The sequence below is a fragment of the Pleomorphochaeta sp. DL1XJH-081 genome (assembly GCF_049310885.1).
Lineage (GTDB): Bacteria > Spirochaetota > Spirochaetia > Sphaerochaetales > Sphaerochaetaceae > CAYZJV01.
In genome coordinates this window covers 194777-210547 of the sequence record NZ_JBMDYO010000003.1, presented here as the reverse complement: position 1 = coordinate 210547, position 15771 = coordinate 194777, and the positions used below count along the sequence as shown (strand labels likewise).

Below are 15771 nucleotides of genomic sequence, written 5' to 3'. Positions count from 1 at the left end.
CCCCTTTTACTTCAGCATCGATTTCACGAAGGCCAAGGACCGCTTAAGATCATTTTCATAATCAGACAAGTCCATCATCTCACGATATAAGCTTACAGCAGACCCCACTTCTCCTCCCGGCCGAACAAATGGTTCCATAGAGATAGGACGACTGTAACCAACGAATTTCAAGGTGTCAAAAATTGTTTTCCAAGGCATCATTCCCAAGCCTGGCATTTTGCGATTATTTTCACCAATATGAAAATATCTCATCCTCTTATGTGCTTTTAAGATTGGAGTGACGAAAGATTCTTCCTCAATATTCATATGAAAAGTATCAAGATGAAGACCTACATGTTCTGATTCAACTTGATCAAGATATGCCAAAGCTTCATCACAAGTATTGATTAAATAATTCTCGAAACGATTAGCAACCTCAACATTGATATAGACTCCATTGTCTTCGAATACTTTTGAAATTTCCTTCATAGAAGCAATACTATTGTCCCACCTTTTCGATTTTTCATCGTACGAGTTAATTTTACCATTCCAAGCACAATAAAGTATCCCACTCACATCAGAAATGCCGGCTTTGCGCATGGCAACCGCTGTTTGTTTTAGCAAGCTTTTCCCAGCCTCTCTCTCAGCCCTTATTGGAGATCCAATATCTTGATCAGGCGTTAAGCCTAGACTAATAGTGAGATCAATATTTTGGACTTCTGCTTCAGTTTTCAACTTCAATAATCCTTCATCATCCTGAGATAAGAGGAAATCACTTCCAAATTCAAGCAAATCAAACCCAAGCTCCTTAACTTTCCTAATTAGTGGAAATTGATCATCCATCCAATTACTAACAAAACTCCCATAGTGAATTCCGATCTTATTCATACTTAAAGTTCCTCCATTTTCATACTTTCTTTAATTGTATTGATCATTTTGCTTAAGGTTCTCTTAGTGATTTTTCCCTCCATTGGGCCGAATGCCTGAACATTGAGGGCCCCAACAGCAGATGCAGTAATTGCAGCTTCAATCAAATCTCCCCCATCACATAGTACACTCAGGAACCCAGCATCAAAACAATCCCCGGCTCCCGTTGGATCAACTTCTTTGACTCGTGGAGCTTTCACGGAAAAATCATCGCTCCTAGTCACTATACGACATCCTCTTCCTCCCAGCTTGATTGCAATGATTGAAAGTTTTCGATAGTTTTCAAACATATACTTGATTGCATCATCAATATTTCGCTTCCTAGAAAGCATCAACAATTCATCCAAACCAGGGAGAAGTACAGAGCATTGTTCAAGTACAGGTGTTATAGTATTTGCCATCTCATCTCCTTTTAGGAGTTCGGATCTGATATTTGGATCGAAAGAAATTTGAAATCCCTTCTCTATAAATTCTTTCATAGTTTCAAGTATCTCTTTGGTAAATTTTGTATCCATAAACAAAGAACATCCCATCAAATGGAAATATCCTGAATTTCCAACATGTAATTCTTCTGGTCTCTTTACTTTAACGGAAGGCGTATCTTTGATATGGAAAATATATTCCCTAGATCCATCTGAAGTGTAAGAAATGAAAGCCACACCTGTAGAACCCTCTATTGTGGTAACATATCTGCAGTCAACACCATCTGCTTCTAATCTTTTAACAAGATTTTTTCCAAATCCATCGTCTCCAACCCCTCCAATAATCCCTGCTTTCTTCCCCAACCTAGCAGCGGTATCTATACAAATGGCTGGGGCTCCACTAGGAAATGGTCCCAAAAATTTGTTGGTCCTCTCAAACGGCATATCAGCTCTTGGCCGCATAATCTCAACCAAGAGCTCTCCCATAGTCCAAATTTCTGCCATATGGTCCTCCTCTTTTCTCTAACACCATATTGTGCACGTACACAAATCATACTATAGAAATTTTGACGATACAACAAACTTCTCTATATCTCATAAACTCTTGTCATTAAGAACAGTTCTCGCTTGTAAATATTTCGATCCCCGTATGATAAAATTCTAGTTGTGGGTATTTTTTTAGAAACAAATATTCATAAAGAATTTTTATTGGTAAAGCTCCTTGTTTAAAAGGATCTTGACCAATTACGATATCAACAATCCCCGCTCTCAGGAGTTCTAAACTTTTAGGTATCAAGTCATGGCAAAGTATATATATCTTTCCAGCAACATTTTTCTCTACCAAGGCTTGTGCTACTCCAGAGATACCACCTCCAGTCAAGTAGATCAAGGAAATATCATTATGCTTCTCAAGATATCGCGTTGTAATTTGCCTTGACAAACTATCCATGTCATAATTTTCTTCATATCCTATCATTTCGATATTTCTGTAGGTCGATATCTTCTCTAAGAATCCCTTCACCCGCTCTTTATGACAAGTGAGATGATCCGTGCTTGAAATTACTAAAACTTTCGAAGGTCTTGGATCTTTCCGAAGAAACATACTGGCCAATCTTCCTTGAGTTTTTCCTGCTTTATAGTTGTCTTGCCCAATAAAACATAATCTTCTACATCCTTGAAGATCCGAGTTGAATGTTACAACGGGTATGCCTTGTGATACTATCCAGTCAATTTTTTCTTTTATTAAAGAGTCATCAACTGGGACAATAGCGATAGCAGAAATACCGCTGGAATAAAGAGAGTCAAGCATCGAAAGTTGTTCTCTTGTATCAAATGCACGAACAACTTCAATATTGAGCTCAACTCCAAATTCAGCAATCTGATCGGCTTCTTCCTTGATTCCCTGTTTGACTTGTTCAACAAATGGATTGAAATCTGGTGAAAGAACTACACCAATCCTATATCTTCTATTTGAATGAACCAAAGCTCTACCCGCAAAGTTTGGAGTGTATTCAACTTCTTTGAGAATGGAGAGAATTTTCCTCCTGAGGTCGGGATTGACACCTGGTCTATTGTGAATCACCCTGTCAACAGTTCCTCTCGAAACGCCTGCCAGTCGAGCGACTTCTTTAATAGTAGTACTCATGAACCTATCTAATAATATGTGGTGGTCGTTCTTTTGTATGAACAAAGTATTCATACTTATCGCCAATTATTCGTAAAAGAACAAATTCAATTGGCCTCGCCTTAATAAAAGAGATTCTCTTAACTTGCAATAATGGGTATCCCATCGAAATTTCGAGTTCTTTTGACTCTTCCTTTGTAGCAGGTTTTGCTGTAATGAAGTCATTCGCTGAATCTATCACCAAATTATATTCTGACTCAAGAAATTCATATAAAGATTTCATCTTTATGATAGCTCCAGTAAAATTTGGCAAGATATCTGCTAGTAAGAAATTAGTAATAAGAGCCAACGGTTTCTCTTTAACGATTGCTGTTCTATTGAGTCTAATAATGTCTTTCCCTGGAGCGACCTGTAGTAACTCGGCGATTTCTACTGATGCATGGATTATTTCCACACTTATATTATCGTATTCGACTTGAAAGCCTTGTTCTCTCAGAGTTTCTGAAAATGAAGTTACATATTGCAGCTGTTGTGTTGGTGTTACATTTAATACTTCCGTTCCTCGTCCTTGCTGGATGTACACCAAACCTTCTTGGGAGAGCATCTCAACGGCTTTTCTGACAGTTGTTCTACTCACATGAAAAATTTTCTCCAGTTCCGGTTCGGGAGGAAGAAATTCACCTACCTTATACGCATGTGACTCAATCTGTTTCTTTAACCTCGCATAGACTTGCGCATATCGAGGTAGTTTCTGATTAATCATTTGGTTTCTTGCATTCCCCTGAGAGCATATGAGGAAAAAATTCCACATAAGTATTAGGAGGGGCGCAGGAGTGCGCCCCCCTCGAAAAATTCTCTATTAATATGCCTCATCCATAAATTCTTGAACATTCTCAGATGTGACGATATAGCTAGGTGCAAGATTATCCTTCTCAAAATCACCTCCACGAAGGATTTCTTTTGCAAGCCGGATTCCATCACCGCCCATTGAGGGGAAGTATGACATTGAAGCCCCATAAAGAGGATCATTCGCAGCCATTCGATCGTAAGCGTTTTTAGCTCCACCCATTCCGGTAACAAATTGTATATCCTTTCGGTTGGCGCTTTCAATCGCTGTAAGAGCTCCAATTGCGGTTTCATCATCCTGACAGAATACAGCATCAAGCTTAGGATATGCAGGAAGAATGTTGGACATGGCTTTCAAGCCAGCCTCTTGATTGAATTCACCATCACCCTCAACAAGAACTTTGATACCAGGATACTCAGCTTTGAGTGTGTCCATGAATCCATTATAACGTTCAAGATCAATAGGAATTCCAACATAACTTCTCAAGACAGCAATCTGACCACGACCATTCAGTCTTTCTCCAAGATATTTTGCTCCATTTACACCAGCACCATAGTTATCGCCAGCCAACAAGACTGTATATTTGTCACTTTCTATCGGGCGGTCAAGGATCATTACCTTGGTTCCAGATTCATAGATTTCTTCACAGATTGGTGTCATCAAAGTTCCATTCCCTGGAAGTACAATAATCATATCGTATCCACCGTCTTTGAAAGTTTGAAGCATATTGAACTGATCAGCATCGTCAACTGCATTTTTCACAGTAAACTCAAATTCATCAGTATCCTTCGCAGTTTCTTCGAGAACAGTATCAAGTAGTTTTGCTTGCCATGAATTATTTGCAGGAGGAAGCGAAACGGCTACCCGCATCTTTCCTCCAGCTGATTCTGCTTGTCCAGCAGCAAACAGTCCTACACTTGAGACTACCAATACGAAAACCAGAGTCAAAAGCATTGTCTTTTTCATATAGACCTCCATTTTTTTTAGTTTATCCATACGGATAAACGTGATTTATTAGTCTTTTCTCTGCATCAAAACGGCGAAAAGAATTACGGCACCCTTAACGGCTCCAGAGAGGTAGGGAGAGATGTTAAGCATGATCATCATATTGTTTACGATTCCAAGAATTATAAAACCGACAACTGTTCCCAATATACGCCCTCTACCACCAGTCAAGGCAGTACCTCCAACAATAACCGCAGTGATTGCCTCAAATTCATATTGGGCTCCGCTCGTTGTCGTCGCAACAGCAGCCATCCTAGACATTTCAATCGTAGCTGCAAGGCCTGCACAAAATCCTACCAGCATATAAGTATAGATCTTCATCCTATCAACTTTTATACCAGAATACCTTGAAGCATTTTCATTACCGCCAACAGCAAATACATAGGTCCCGAACTTTGTCCTCGTCAACATGAAATGAAATAAAATTGCTAGTATTGTTGCAATAATAAACGGTGTGGGAATTCCTAAGATTGATCCACTTCCAATTCGTGTGAACTCAGGAACTCTCCTACCCATTATAGTTGCACCTCGGCCAAAGTACATAACAAGTGATCTTGCGATAATTCCAACTGCAAGAGTAACAATAAAAGGGGGTAACTTTGCTTTTGTAATGATGACTCCATTGATAAATCCAAATGCAGTACCAATTAACCAACATACAATAACCGCAAACCACAAAGGATATACAGCCTCTCCAGTTTCAGTCACCATTTTTTGCATGAATATTAAGGCTGCTCCAGCTGTTGCCATGACAGGACCACTAGAGAGATCAATACCACCTCCGATTATCACAAACGTCATCCCCAGCGCGATTACACCAACAATCGATGTATTCCTCAATATATTCAGCAAATTGTTTGGATGTAAAAATCTTGGAGCAAGAATTCCGCAGATTGCAATTATCACAAAAAAGACAACTACAATACTATACTTTTTCCATATACTGACCACTATGTTGCCTATACTTACTTGCTGCTTAATTCTTTCCATCTTTAGCTCTCCAGTTATACATTTGTTGCATAGTACATAATTTTTGCTTCAGTCATCTCTGAGTTATCAAGAGCTCCTGTCAGACGCCCCTCATGCATCACTAAGACTCGTTGACAAATACTCATGATCTCTGGCAGATCTGAGGAAACAATAATAATTGAGATACCACTCTTTGAAAGTTCGTTTATCACTTTATATATTTCTTGCCGAGCGCCAACATCAACACCTCTAGTTGGTTCATCCAGAATAAGAATTTTTGCATCAGCAATCAGCCATTTACCCAACACTACCTTTTGCTGGTTACCACCAGATAGGTTACTAACCTGCTGTCCATGGCCAGTACATCGGATACCTAATTTACTGATACCACTTTCTGCACGGCGTGTTGATTCTAGATTATTCCTAAATAAACCCCGCCTCTTTAACCAATATTCATAGTTGATGTTATCTAGAATATCCCTACCTAGAACCAATCCAGTATCCTTACGATCTTCAGTGACAAATCCAATAGTCGATTTGATCGCATCGATGGGATTCTTAATAGTTACTGGTTTTCCTTGGATATAGACTTTCCCACTAACAGGTTTTCGTATCCCGAAAATAACTTCCATCAGCTCACTTCTACCGGCTCCGACGAGGCCACTAAATCCAAGGATTTCTCCCTTACGTAAAGAAAATGAAATGTCTTTAAGCATAGAATCTGAGATATTTTTTGTTTCTAGAACTACATCACCACTTCCGTTGTAATCAGAAGTCATCGATTCTTTTACTTCACGACCAACCATTAAAGTAGCAATATCTTTTACTGTCACCTCTGAAACTTGCCTCTTTGCGACAAAATTCCCATCACGTAGAACTGAGACAGTCTCACATAGCTCTACAATCTCCTTAAGTCGATGAGAAATATAGACTGTTGCTACTCCCTCTTTACTTAAATTCCGAATCAAATTGAATAATATTTCAGTCTCTTTACTGGTGAGTACCGATGTAGGCTCATCCATAATCAATAACTCAACATTAAAAGATATGGCTTTTGCAATTTCGACCATCTGCTTCTGTGCAATTTTAAGTTCATGAACCTTCTTTGATGGATTGATCTTTTCTCCAAGCCGTTTCAATAAAATTTCTGCATCATTATTCATTTTTTTATAATCAATTAAACCAAGCTTGGTTCGCGGCTCTCTACAGAGAAAAATATTTTGGGCTACTGTCAAGTCTTCCAGTAGATTTAGTTCTTGATGAATCATGGAAATTCCAAGATGCTGCACTTCCAAAGGTGTTATGCCAGGACCTAATTTTTTATTTTTATACTCGATCTCTCCACTGTCATAAGTATATACTCCAGCAAGAATCTTCATTAATGTAGACTTACCTGCTCCATTCTCGCCGCACAGTGCGACAACCTCACCCTTTGCCACTTCAAAATCCTGGCCATGAAGGACTTCAACACCAAAGAAGCTTTTTCTTATTTCCTTCATCTTCAGAATCGTTTCCATACTGGTTTCCTTTTTTAATCCTAAGACTGATTCTTATTTTACACCCAAAACATCAGAACGTCATTATGTTTTTTTATAAAATTCACACTGTAGTTTTTAATACCAACAGTGTGAATAGTAGAAATTATGAAATAGTGATTTCCTTCCCTTCTTTGGCCGACAATAACCCTGCAGTTAAAATCTCCATCTCTTTCAATCCATCATGGAAGTTTGGCGATATTTGTTCGTTCTTTGCGATTGCGCTCATGAAGTCGACTACGGCATGAACAAATTCGTGCTCATACCCAATGATATGACCAGGTGGCCACCATGCAGGCATATATGCATGCTCACCTTCAGTAACCATTATCGTTCTAAACCCTTGCGCAAAAGAGGGATCATCTAAACTATAGTATTGCAGTTCATTCATTCTTTCCAAATTAAAGATCAAACTACCTTTACTCCCATAAATCTCAAAATAATTGTAATTTTTTCTTCCAGGAGCAAAGCGAGTCGTCTCAAAAGACCCAAGTGCTCCACCTGCAAATTTAACGTTCATAAATGCAGCATCTTCAACAGTTACTGATCCCTTACCGGCAGATACATTTGCCGTACCACTAAATGTTCCCGAAGCTGCTTCATCTGGTAAAGTCCTTTCTGTGATAAAATTCGCTGTCATACAGGAAACTGTTTCAATTTCTCCGACAAGGAATCTTGCCAAATCAACACTATGAGAATTCAGATCGCCTTGAGGTCCCATACCAGCTTTATTTGCTTGAAGGTGCCATGTCAAAGGAAAATCGGGGTCAACAATCCAATCCTGTAAATATGCGCCTCTCCAGTGAAATATTCGACCTATTTTCCCCTCATCAATAAGTTTTTTTGCCAGCATGACAGCCGGGCAACGTCTATAATTATGGTTAACATAATGAATCAACCCGGGGTGCTTATCAGCTTCTTTACATAGTTCACGAGCCTGCTCAACATTCATAGCTAGAGGCTTTTCGCAAAATACATGTTTCCCATTTTTCAGAGCTGCCATAGCTATTTCAAAATGAAGATGCTGAGGAACGGAAATATCTACAATATCAATATCATCGCGTTCAACTACTTTTCTCCAGTCAGTTTCCGTCTCTTCCCAGCCCCAATTCTTTGCAAACTCTTTCAAGCCCTTCTCATGTCGCCCACAAGCAACTTTCATTATTGGTTTGATATCCATCGGAAAAAATTGATGAGCACGACTCCATGCATTGCTATGAGCCTTCCCCATAAACTTATATCCTATGATTCCTACATTCATGGTTTTCATAGTTCACTTTCTCCTAACCGACTATCTCTGCGATTCTCTTCAGTTCTCTTACACTCTCCGCAACAGCTTTATCTTCATCATCATCAGCCCAATTGTTACGATAATCTTCATGGAGATAATCGATTTCCATGGCTAAGAAACCTTGGTAGTCTGCGGCTTTAAGCAACTTAGCTATTTCAAGGTTATTCACTAACCCCTTACCTGTTGGAACACAAGCAAAAAAATGCCAGTTATCGACAGAAAGACCTGCTTGAGGTCTAAGATCCTTAATATGTGTAGAAAATGTATGCTTAGCTAATTTCCTCATTCCTTCAACGGGATCATCCAAAACTCGCATAAAATTCCCGGTATCAAAATTTATCCCGAAAGAAGGTGAGTTCACCTGGTGAATCAAGCGAAGCATCTCTGTGGAATTGAAGTCTATATGGTTCTCATCTGCAATTTTCAGCCCCTTAGCTTCCGCATAAGGCATTGCATTCGAGAACATTCGAGAAAGCGTATCAAGCATCCATTCGTGATCACGAAATCTGAATAGAAGACTTGCACCACAGACACGCATTACATCAGCTCCAATCGCTTCTGCATACTCCATATGCTCAATCATGTCATCGTATGCAGCCTCATTGTAACCGCCTTCCAGTCCATCTGGATGTCCCCAAGCATAAACTCTATCTAACTTATATTCATCAAGCATTCCTTTGATCTCACTCAAATAGGAAGCATCAAAACGCGGTATAAAACAAGATTCGAGTGATACACCATCCACTCCCAATTCATGCGCTCTTTTTATAAACCACTCGAGAGAAAGATCTTTCGATGGAGCATTTTGGTCATCATAAACATCGCCAAACAATCTGTGGAAACAATAACTATCAATACCAACTTTCATATTTTTCCTCCATTTCTAAAACGTTTCAGTTGTATCGTAACATAGTTTTTTGAGATGTCAATAGTTTTTACGTATAGAATTGCAAACGTTATATTAGAGCGGAAATTATATGAATATTATCTATTTAACAATGAATAGAATTCTCTAAAAGCAAATTACTCAAATCTTCTTTTTACGTATCTCAATCACGAACCGACTTAGATCACCACGATAGGAGGCTTTGGAGTATTCGATCGGAATATCGTCTGTAGTCGTTGATACCGTCTCGATGTACTGCAACGGTGAATGAGCAGGAACCTGCAGATGAGTAGCCTCGAAATCTCCTGCCATCCGAATCTCAATTACACGTCTACTTGAGGAAATCGATACTTGATACTTGTTTTCCATGAGTTTGTAGAGAGAGTGGTTTTCCAGATCTTCATCAACCATACCAGTAAGTCCATGGTAACTTGCAGGTAGAAAAGAGGAGACAAGAACCATGGGGACACCATTAGCGCTTCTGAGCCGTACAAGCTGAACAACAGGATCACCCTTCTCTATTGCCAGAGCTTTGGCAACCGAAGGCGATGCACTGGTGAGTACAAGAGTGAGTACTTGAGTATGCGGTGTAAGACCTTTCTCGTACATCTCATCATTGAAACTTTCCAACACCACAAGAAAATCCTGATCAATCTTCCGAGGAAGGATCATAGTGCCTTTCCCCTTATGTCTTACCAAAAATCCATCACTGGTCAATTCTCCAAGTGCCTGACGGACTGTTGACCGGGAGACTTGGAAGTGATCGCACAGTTGCGATTCTGTAGGTAAAGGGGTCTTCTCCTCATTAGAAGTAATGTATTCTAACAACAACTCTTTGAGTTGGTAGTACAAGGGAATGGGGATATCTTTATTCAATTGTTTGTCGCGTAAGAAACCGTTCAGCATCACGCATCACCTCCCTTGGTAATCGAAAACGCCACAGATACTTCGGGAATAAGTACTATCGGCCCATTTTCAGGAATACTCCCCTGAATTGTCTCAGGATCGATAGTATTGAATTCGAATAGTCCAAAATGATGAGGAACTAGGCAAGGGATAGAGGCTTTATCCACTAGGTGAAAAGCTTCATCCAAGGTAAAATTACCCGGAACTCCATGTTCGCTGCGAAAAGCATCTCTTCCATTCACAGGTAGAAATGCTACATCGATTGCAAGATTTGCTAAAAGCTTATCCAAACCTTCGTAGGGGACACCATCGCCACTATGGAAAATCCTGATACCCGCCATATCAATCACATATCCTAGGAAAAGATGATTACCATGGGAGTCGATTTTCAATTCTTCATGGGCTGAAGCAATCGCTGTCACCGAAAGCCTACTACCTCCGGCATCGGAAGAGCTCCACGATTCTCCGGCATCCATAGTAACGATCCTACCGTAGGAAACACCTCTATCAGCCGCCTTTTGTATCTCTGCCCTCGGACAGATAAAAAGTGGTGTCGAAGAATTGGTATCGTACACCACTCCAAGCGTTCCCGGATCCATATGGTCTGTATGCCCATGGGTACTAAACAAATAATCAACATTTTGCAATAATTCCGGATCACAGGGCACTTCCATCATACGTGTATGGGGAAAGAAGGCCTCCCGATATTTCTCACCTAAAGAATTAGAAAGATAGGGATCAATCCCTACCAGTAAGCTTTCGGTCTTATAAAGAAAACCGGCTTGCCCCAACCAGACGAATTCCAGACTTCCTGAAGGACCGGGGGATGCAAGCCATGAGGGAATATCAATTGAGTACCGGGAATACTGCAATGTTGTCATCTACTAAAGACCTTTCACCAATTCAACAGCCTTCCTCGTGATCTCAGTAATTTCATCAAATTTGCCCGACTCAATCAACTCTGGACTCACCATCCAGGAACCACCACAAGCGATGACATTCTTCAATGCGAGATAGGAAAGGACATTCTTATCCGAAACACCACCAGTAGGCATGAAACGGACCTCATACACAGCTCCTAAAGCCTTCAACATAGCCACACCGCCAGAAGCTTCAGCAGGGAAGAACTTTAGAACTTTAAGCCCTCTGGCAAGTCCCATCTCCACTTCAGTCGGAGAGGTCACACCAGGAAAAACCGGCATGCCTTTTTCGATACAATAATCGACTACTGTTGGATTGAATCCTGGAGAGACAACGAATGAAGCCCCCGAATCGATCGCCTTCTGAGCCTGCTCAATAGTCAGTACGGTACCTGCTCCGACCAAAACATCTGGGCGTTCTTTCCGTACGAGAGCAATGGCTTCAGGAGCCGCTGCCGTACGGAAGGTAATCTCAGCTACCGAAAGTCCTCCGGCAACCAAAGCATCCACAAGAGGAATCGCATCTTTGGGATCATTGAGTTTTATGACCGGTACCAATTTCACGCTTCCGATAATCTCAGTCAAATTTTTATCCATCTTCTCTCTCCTACCTGATATCAATACTACCCGATTGCTTGTAGAATATTCTGCACAGCGGCAATCGTGGCTCTTTCAACACTCTCTTCAGTGAAACCTCCGATATGGGGAGTCATCACAACCTTCTCATGCTTCAACAGTGCATCAAGCTCGGGAGGCTCTTTATCATACACATCAGTAGCGTATGTTGTCACCTGCCCTGATTCCAATGCCTCCAGCATGGCAGCATGGTCCACCAGGGCATCACGGGCGGTGTTCACAATAACTACCCCTTTGCGCATCGTTGATAAAGCTTGTGCGTCTAATAAAGGCTTCTTCCCAGGAGGACAATGGAGAGAGATCATATCGGATCCGGACAATACGTGATTGAGCTCAGTATAGGAAAATCCCGGTGTCTTCTCCATGTTTGCATCCTTGTACACATCATACGCCAAGACACGCATTCCAACACCGATTGCCATTCGTGCAAGACGTTGGCCAATGTTTCCACAACCGATTATTCCTAGAGTCTTCCCCGTAACCTCGAAACCCTTCCTTCGTGACCACTGTCCTTCCTTCATATGAAGATCACTGTATGAGACTGCCCTCATTCCATCGAAAAGCAAAGCAAGAGCTAATTCTGCTACTCCTTGGGAATTCGCTCCAGGGGTGCCTACAACCTTAATACCCAACCGCTCAGCTGCAGCTAGATCGACATTGTCCATACCAACCCCGTTCCGGCTTATGACTTTTAGCTCGGGACAAGCTGCTAAAACACGCTCACCAATGGGTTCCACGCCAGCTAGATATGCGACACATGCAGGAAGCACTTCAAGTAATTGACCTTCATTGGGTTGTTTGCCTGGCCAAGGCATGAGTACTTCGAAACCTTCATCAACGAGCAACTGTAAACCAGGATGACCATCACGTGAAAGAGACCGGGGAGTTACCAGCACTTTACCTCTCTGTTTTTCCATGCAAATCTCCTCAAGCACCAGCCCAATTGGGGTTGTCTACTACAGCATATCCATCACCATCGGCAACGACCAGCTTCCTGAACCCGCGCTCCTCAACTGTTCCGTAGTTATGTCCGGCATCAGCCCTGAAAACAAAGAATGTCACCAGAGTCTCGGTATTGGACAGATTAATACTCCTATGGGCATAACGTCCTGGAACATATACAGCCTGGCCAAGTTTCATCTCCTGATACTCGACATCACCCTCCGGACTTTCCATCATCATCATGCCGTGGCCATTGAGACAGTAATAGACCTCTGCCGTATCCAAAATGGTATGGAAGTGACCTTTCGTCATGTAATATTCTTGCCCTACTTTTCCTGGGTATACAATGCTACTGCCGAATGCAAGATCTCCCTCTTTCTCGGGCATGTGCAAATCGTAGAACTCATAGACAAGAGGATCATCTTTCGACAAGATCATTTGAGCTGCATCCTGGTCGGAAAAGATTTTCTTCAATCCAGACAAGTTCCTTTTCAACGGTTGCGCATCTTCAATCGGGGCTTTCCCTGTCTGCATATCGAACGCAATTACTTTAGACAACATATCTTTCATCTCTTTCTCCTTCAATGTATGGTTATTAGCGGGTACTGCGGGCAATTTCGCTTATCTTATCGAATTCAGGCCCTTCTGTGGGTATATCAATATGGAAAACTTCTGCGATAACTCGTGTCCAGCCATGGATGAAATAGACCCATCCATCTTCTATCGTCAAAGCCCTCCCATCTTTCTGTCGATTCGCCTGATGCAAGAATTCAAGCTCTCCACGATAATTGAATTCCCACACATAGCCATTCTTCGGAAAAACCACAGCATCCGTCAATGGCGAACCAGGCCCATCTTTACCTAATCCTGTCGCATTTATGACTAGTGACCCCTCTGGAAGAGTAGCAACGATAGCATCGTTTTGTTCGGGAGTGGGACAGAGATTGTACTCAATGGCAAAGGGGAGAACCAAGGTGTTGTGGATCTCCTGCATCTCTTTGAGTCTTGCTTCACTCCTATTGTTCACAATAATCTTCTTGGGCACATCATCGCTATGTTTTGCCTTGTTGATCAGATAAAGAGTAAGAGCTAAGGAACTTCCCCCCGCTCCGAGAAGCAGCATGGTGGCATCTGATTTTTCCCAATATCCCTTTGGCATGAAGGCTTCCAATGCTAGTCCACTGGTGATGGGATCTTTAGCATGCGCCCAAAGCTGGTCTCCACGCTTACTAATGGAACTGGCTTCACCAAGAAGGGTGGCATATTCTCCAGAACCTTCGAAGAGATCCTTGCAAGCCTTGTAGCAATCCAATTTATGGGTAGTGACCAAGGCACCTAAGGAATTCGGATCTGATTTAATGAACGATACAGCCTCCCGATAGTGCTCCGGCTTGTCATGAGGAACAAAATCGAACCCTTTTATTTGGGCATCGATACCAAAGTGTTCCATCCAACGAGGAAATACTTTCATTATGGAAGATTTTCCTGTCGTGACTCCAATAAAATACATTGTTTTCTTTTCAGCCGGTGTATAGCTGTTCATCATTCCTCCTCTGTCCGATTCTGTGACAGCGTTTGATCAAATTTATTCCATACAACTGCAAATGTATCGCTTTGTATGGTTGTTCGTATATTATTATGCTTAAGAGGTGTTGTCAATAAGCGTATCAATCTACGAATCAGCTTTCCAAAGATGTCGCCATACTGTTGACTAGCTGATAGAGAAGAATACACAATCGAAAGGAGACCATCAAAACATCATGGAGGCTTACATGAAGGTAAAAGGCGTGCTCGCAATTGGGTTGAATCCTGTTATGCAAAAAACCATAGTCTTGGATCATCTTTGGGAAAACGAGGTCAACAGAAGCGGCAACCATATGTTCAGCGTTGCAGGTAAAGGTGCGAATACTGCGCGGGTGCTTACTGAATTGGGAGCCAGGACCATACACATTTCCCATGCCGGGGGTTTGTACCGACAGACTTTTCTCGACATGCTTGCCGACGACGGTGTTACCGTCAGGGTTGCCGATTCTGGAAGCGAGATCAGACTTTGTTACACCCTTATCAATTCCGAACGACACACCGTGACTGAAATAGTTGAAGAGGCCATCGCCGTCTCACCAGAGACCGATGAGACCATCCGATCACTCTTTCTCGATGCGTTAGAATCGATAGATACGGTAACCATCAGTGGTACGAAAGCCGCTGGATACAAGAAGGACATCATCCCATGGATGGTGAAAGAGGCTCGTCAACAAGGTAAGATTGTCGTACTCGATGTAAAAGGAGACGATCTCACTGAATCCCTCCCCTTTGGACCAACGGTGATCAAACCCAATCTGAAGGAATTCTCTGAGACCCTCTTCCCAGAATTTACATTCAAGGAGCATAAGACCGAATCTGCTGTTCTTGAAGAGGTTAAGAAGAAAATGGTCTCTCTTGAACGCGACTTTGGCGTAACGACAGTGCTCACCCAGGGAGCAAAGTCGGTATTCATTGCACATGGAGGAGCGGTTTCAGAACAACTGGTGAATTCAGTGACACCGGTGAATACTATCGGATGTGGAGATTCGTTTACTGCAGGTCTCGCATATGGATTACATGAAGGACTCCCGATCGGTCGATGTGTGGAAATCGGGATTGCCTGTGGAAGAGCAAATGCACTTAACCTGAAACCGGGAACTATCGCTGGGGGAGACATCCCCATCCACTAAAATTGTTGCAACTTGTTTACCTTTATTAATTAAGTAATTTCATATCGATATATTACGGTAAGGTTAAATTTGCACATCTAACACTGCGCTAAAGCAAAAAAATGACAACAAAATTCCGATAATTTACAATCGATTATCTTTGACAACACTCTGCAACAGCTTGTATAC

16 protein-coding genes are annotated in these 15771 nt (G+C 41.7%); 1 reads left to right on the top strand and 15 read right to left on the bottom strand.

The genetic code is table 11. The annotated features are described in order from the left end of the window. Positions 1-6: 6 nt before the first annotated feature. The 15 genes from ACODJP_RS07540 to ACODJP_RS07470 form a co-directional block, all read right to left on the bottom strand. Positions 7-867, bottom strand: a complete 861-nt coding sequence (locus ACODJP_RS07540) for a sugar phosphate isomerase/epimerase family protein (RefSeq protein ID WP_422480120.1) — start codon at positions 865-867, stop codon at positions 7-9. 2 nt (positions 868-869) lie between these two features. Then, positions 870-1832 carry a sugar kinase gene (locus tag ACODJP_RS07535; protein ID WP_422480118.1) on the bottom strand — a complete coding sequence of 321 codons (963 nt, stop codon included), beginning with the start codon at positions 1830-1832 and terminating at the stop codon, positions 870-872. A gap of 106 nt (positions 1833-1938) precedes the next feature. Then, positions 1939-2973, bottom strand: coding sequence for a LacI family DNA-binding transcriptional regulator (locus ACODJP_RS07530; protein WP_422480116.1), 1035 nt, complete (start codon positions 2971-2973; stop codon positions 1939-1941). Between the two features lie 4 nt (positions 2974-2977). Further along, the gene (locus ACODJP_RS07525) at positions 2978-3715 is read right to left on the bottom strand and encodes a GntR family transcriptional regulator (RefSeq protein ID WP_422480114.1); all 738 of its coding nucleotides are present in this window, start codon (positions 3713-3715) and stop codon (positions 2978-2980) included. Positions 3716-3811: 96 nt separating this feature from the next. Beyond that, positions 3812-4765 carry a substrate-binding domain-containing protein gene (locus ACODJP_RS07520; protein ID WP_422480112.1) on the bottom strand — a complete coding sequence of 318 codons (954 nt, stop codon included), beginning with the start codon at positions 4763-4765 and terminating at the stop codon, positions 3812-3814. Positions 4766-4813: 48 nt separating this feature from the next. Continuing rightward, on the bottom strand, positions 4814-5794 hold the full coding sequence (locus ACODJP_RS07515) for an ABC transporter permease (protein ID WP_422480110.1): 981 nt from the start codon (positions 5792-5794) through the stop codon (positions 4814-4816). A 14-nt stretch (positions 5795-5808) separates the two neighbouring features. Further along, on the bottom strand, positions 5809-7290 hold the full coding sequence (locus tag ACODJP_RS07510) for a sugar ABC transporter ATP-binding protein (RefSeq protein WP_422480108.1): 1482 nt from the start codon (positions 7288-7290) through the stop codon (positions 5809-5811). A 124-nt stretch (positions 7291-7414) separates the two neighbouring features. Next, the gene (locus ACODJP_RS07505) at positions 7415-8578 is read right to left on the bottom strand and encodes a Gfo/Idh/MocA family protein (protein WP_422480106.1); all 1164 of its coding nucleotides are present in this window, start codon (positions 8576-8578) and stop codon (positions 7415-7417) included. 13 nt (positions 8579-8591) lie between these two features. Then, positions 8592-9467 carry a sugar phosphate isomerase/epimerase family protein gene (locus ACODJP_RS07500; protein ID WP_422480104.1) on the bottom strand — a complete coding sequence of 292 codons (876 nt, stop codon included), beginning with the start codon at positions 9465-9467 and terminating at the stop codon, positions 8592-8594. A 159-nt stretch (positions 9468-9626) separates the two neighbouring features. Continuing rightward, complete coding sequence (locus ACODJP_RS07495) at positions 9627-10391, bottom strand: GntR family transcriptional regulator (protein WP_422480102.1); 765 nt, start codon at positions 10389-10391, stop codon at positions 9627-9629. Further along, positions 10391-11272 carry an MBL fold metallo-hydrolase gene (locus tag ACODJP_RS07490; protein WP_422480100.1) on the bottom strand — a complete coding sequence of 294 codons (882 nt, stop codon included), beginning with the start codon at positions 11270-11272 and terminating at the stop codon, positions 10391-10393. Before ACODJP_RS07490 ends, ACODJP_RS07495 begins: the two co-directional genes overlap by 1 nt. A gap of 3 nt (positions 11273-11275) precedes the next feature. Further along, on the bottom strand, positions 11276-11908 hold the full coding sequence (locus tag ACODJP_RS07485) for a bifunctional 4-hydroxy-2-oxoglutarate aldolase/2-dehydro-3-deoxy-phosphogluconate aldolase (RefSeq protein ID WP_422480098.1): 633 nt from the start codon (positions 11906-11908) through the stop codon (positions 11276-11278). 26 nt (positions 11909-11934) lie between these two features. Next, a complete protein-coding gene (locus tag ACODJP_RS07480; RefSeq protein WP_422480096.1) occupies positions 11935-12864 on the bottom strand; it encodes a phosphoglycerate dehydrogenase in 930 nt (309 codons plus the stop codon). Positions 12865-12874: 10 nt separating this feature from the next. Beyond that, positions 12875-13459 (bottom strand): glucose-6-phosphate isomerase family protein, encoded by a 585-nt coding sequence (locus ACODJP_RS07475; RefSeq protein ID WP_422480094.1) that lies wholly within the window; start codon positions 13457-13459, stop codon positions 12875-12877. A 25-nt stretch (positions 13460-13484) separates the two neighbouring features. Then, positions 13485-14432 (bottom strand): shikimate dehydrogenase family protein, encoded by a 948-nt coding sequence (locus ACODJP_RS07470; RefSeq protein ID WP_422480092.1) that lies wholly within the window; start codon positions 14430-14432, stop codon positions 13485-13487. A gap of 229 nt (positions 14433-14661) precedes the next feature. On the opposite strand from ACODJP_RS07470, the gene ACODJP_RS07465 reads away from it, so the two are divergent. Next, the gene (locus ACODJP_RS07465) at positions 14662-15603 is read left to right on the top strand and encodes a 1-phosphofructokinase family hexose kinase (RefSeq protein WP_422480090.1); all 942 of its coding nucleotides are present in this window, start codon (positions 14662-14664) and stop codon (positions 15601-15603) included. The last annotated feature ends 168 nt before the right edge of the window (positions 15604-15771 follow it).

Excerpts from the sequence above, each read along its gene's own strand:
- ACODJP_RS07540 (WP_422480120.1), bottom strand. The coding sequence starts at position 867 with ATGAATAAGATCGGAATTCACTATGGGAGTTTTGTTAGTAATTGGATG.
- ACODJP_RS07535 (WP_422480118.1), bottom strand. The coding sequence starts at position 1,832 with ATGGCAGAAATTTGGACTATGGGAGAGCTCTTGGTTGAGATTATGCGG.
- ACODJP_RS07530 (WP_422480116.1), bottom strand. The coding sequence starts at position 2,973 with ATGAGTACTACTATTAAAGAAGTCGCTCGACTGGCAGGCGTTTCGAGA.
- ACODJP_RS07525 (WP_422480114.1), bottom strand. The coding sequence starts at position 3,715 with ATGATTAATCAGAAACTACCTCGATATGCGCAAGTCTATGCGAGGTTA.
- ACODJP_RS07520 (WP_422480112.1), bottom strand. The coding sequence starts at position 4,765 with ATGAAAAAGACAATGCTTTTGACTCTGGTTTTCGTATTGGTAGTCTCA.
- ACODJP_RS07515 (WP_422480110.1), bottom strand. The coding sequence starts at position 5,794 with ATGGAAAGAATTAAGCAGCAAGTAAGTATAGGCAACATAGTGGTCAGT.
- ACODJP_RS07510 (WP_422480108.1), bottom strand. The coding sequence starts at position 7,290 with ATGGAAACGATTCTGAAGATGAAGGAAATAAGAAAAAGCTTCTTTGGT.
- ACODJP_RS07505 (WP_422480106.1), bottom strand. The coding sequence starts at position 8,578 with ATGAAAACCATGAATGTAGGAATCATAGGATATAAGTTTATGGGGAAG.
- ACODJP_RS07500 (WP_422480104.1), bottom strand. The coding sequence starts at position 9,467 with ATGAAAGTTGGTATTGATAGTTATTGTTTCCACAGATTGTTTGGCGAT.
- ACODJP_RS07495 (WP_422480102.1), bottom strand. The coding sequence starts at position 10,391 with ATGCTGAACGGTTTCTTACGCGACAAACAATTGAATAAAGATATCCCC.
- ACODJP_RS07490 (WP_422480100.1), bottom strand. The coding sequence starts at position 11,272 with ATGACAACATTGCAGTATTCCCGGTACTCAATTGATATTCCCTCATGG.
- ACODJP_RS07485 (WP_422480098.1), bottom strand. The coding sequence starts at position 11,908 with ATGGATAAAAATTTGACTGAGATTATCGGAAGCGTGAAATTGGTACCG.
- ACODJP_RS07480 (WP_422480096.1), bottom strand. The coding sequence starts at position 12,864 with ATGGAAAAACAGAGAGGTAAAGTGCTGGTAACTCCCCGGTCTCTTTCA.
- ACODJP_RS07475 (WP_422480094.1), bottom strand. The coding sequence starts at position 13,459 with ATGAAAGATATGTTGTCTAAAGTAATTGCGTTCGATATGCAGACAGGG.
- ACODJP_RS07470 (WP_422480092.1), bottom strand. The coding sequence starts at position 14,432 with ATGAACAGCTATACACCGGCTGAAAAGAAAACAATGTATTTTATTGGA.
- ACODJP_RS07465 (WP_422480090.1), top strand. The coding sequence starts at position 14,662 with ATGAAGGTAAAAGGCGTGCTCGCAATTGGGTTGAATCCTGTTATGCAA.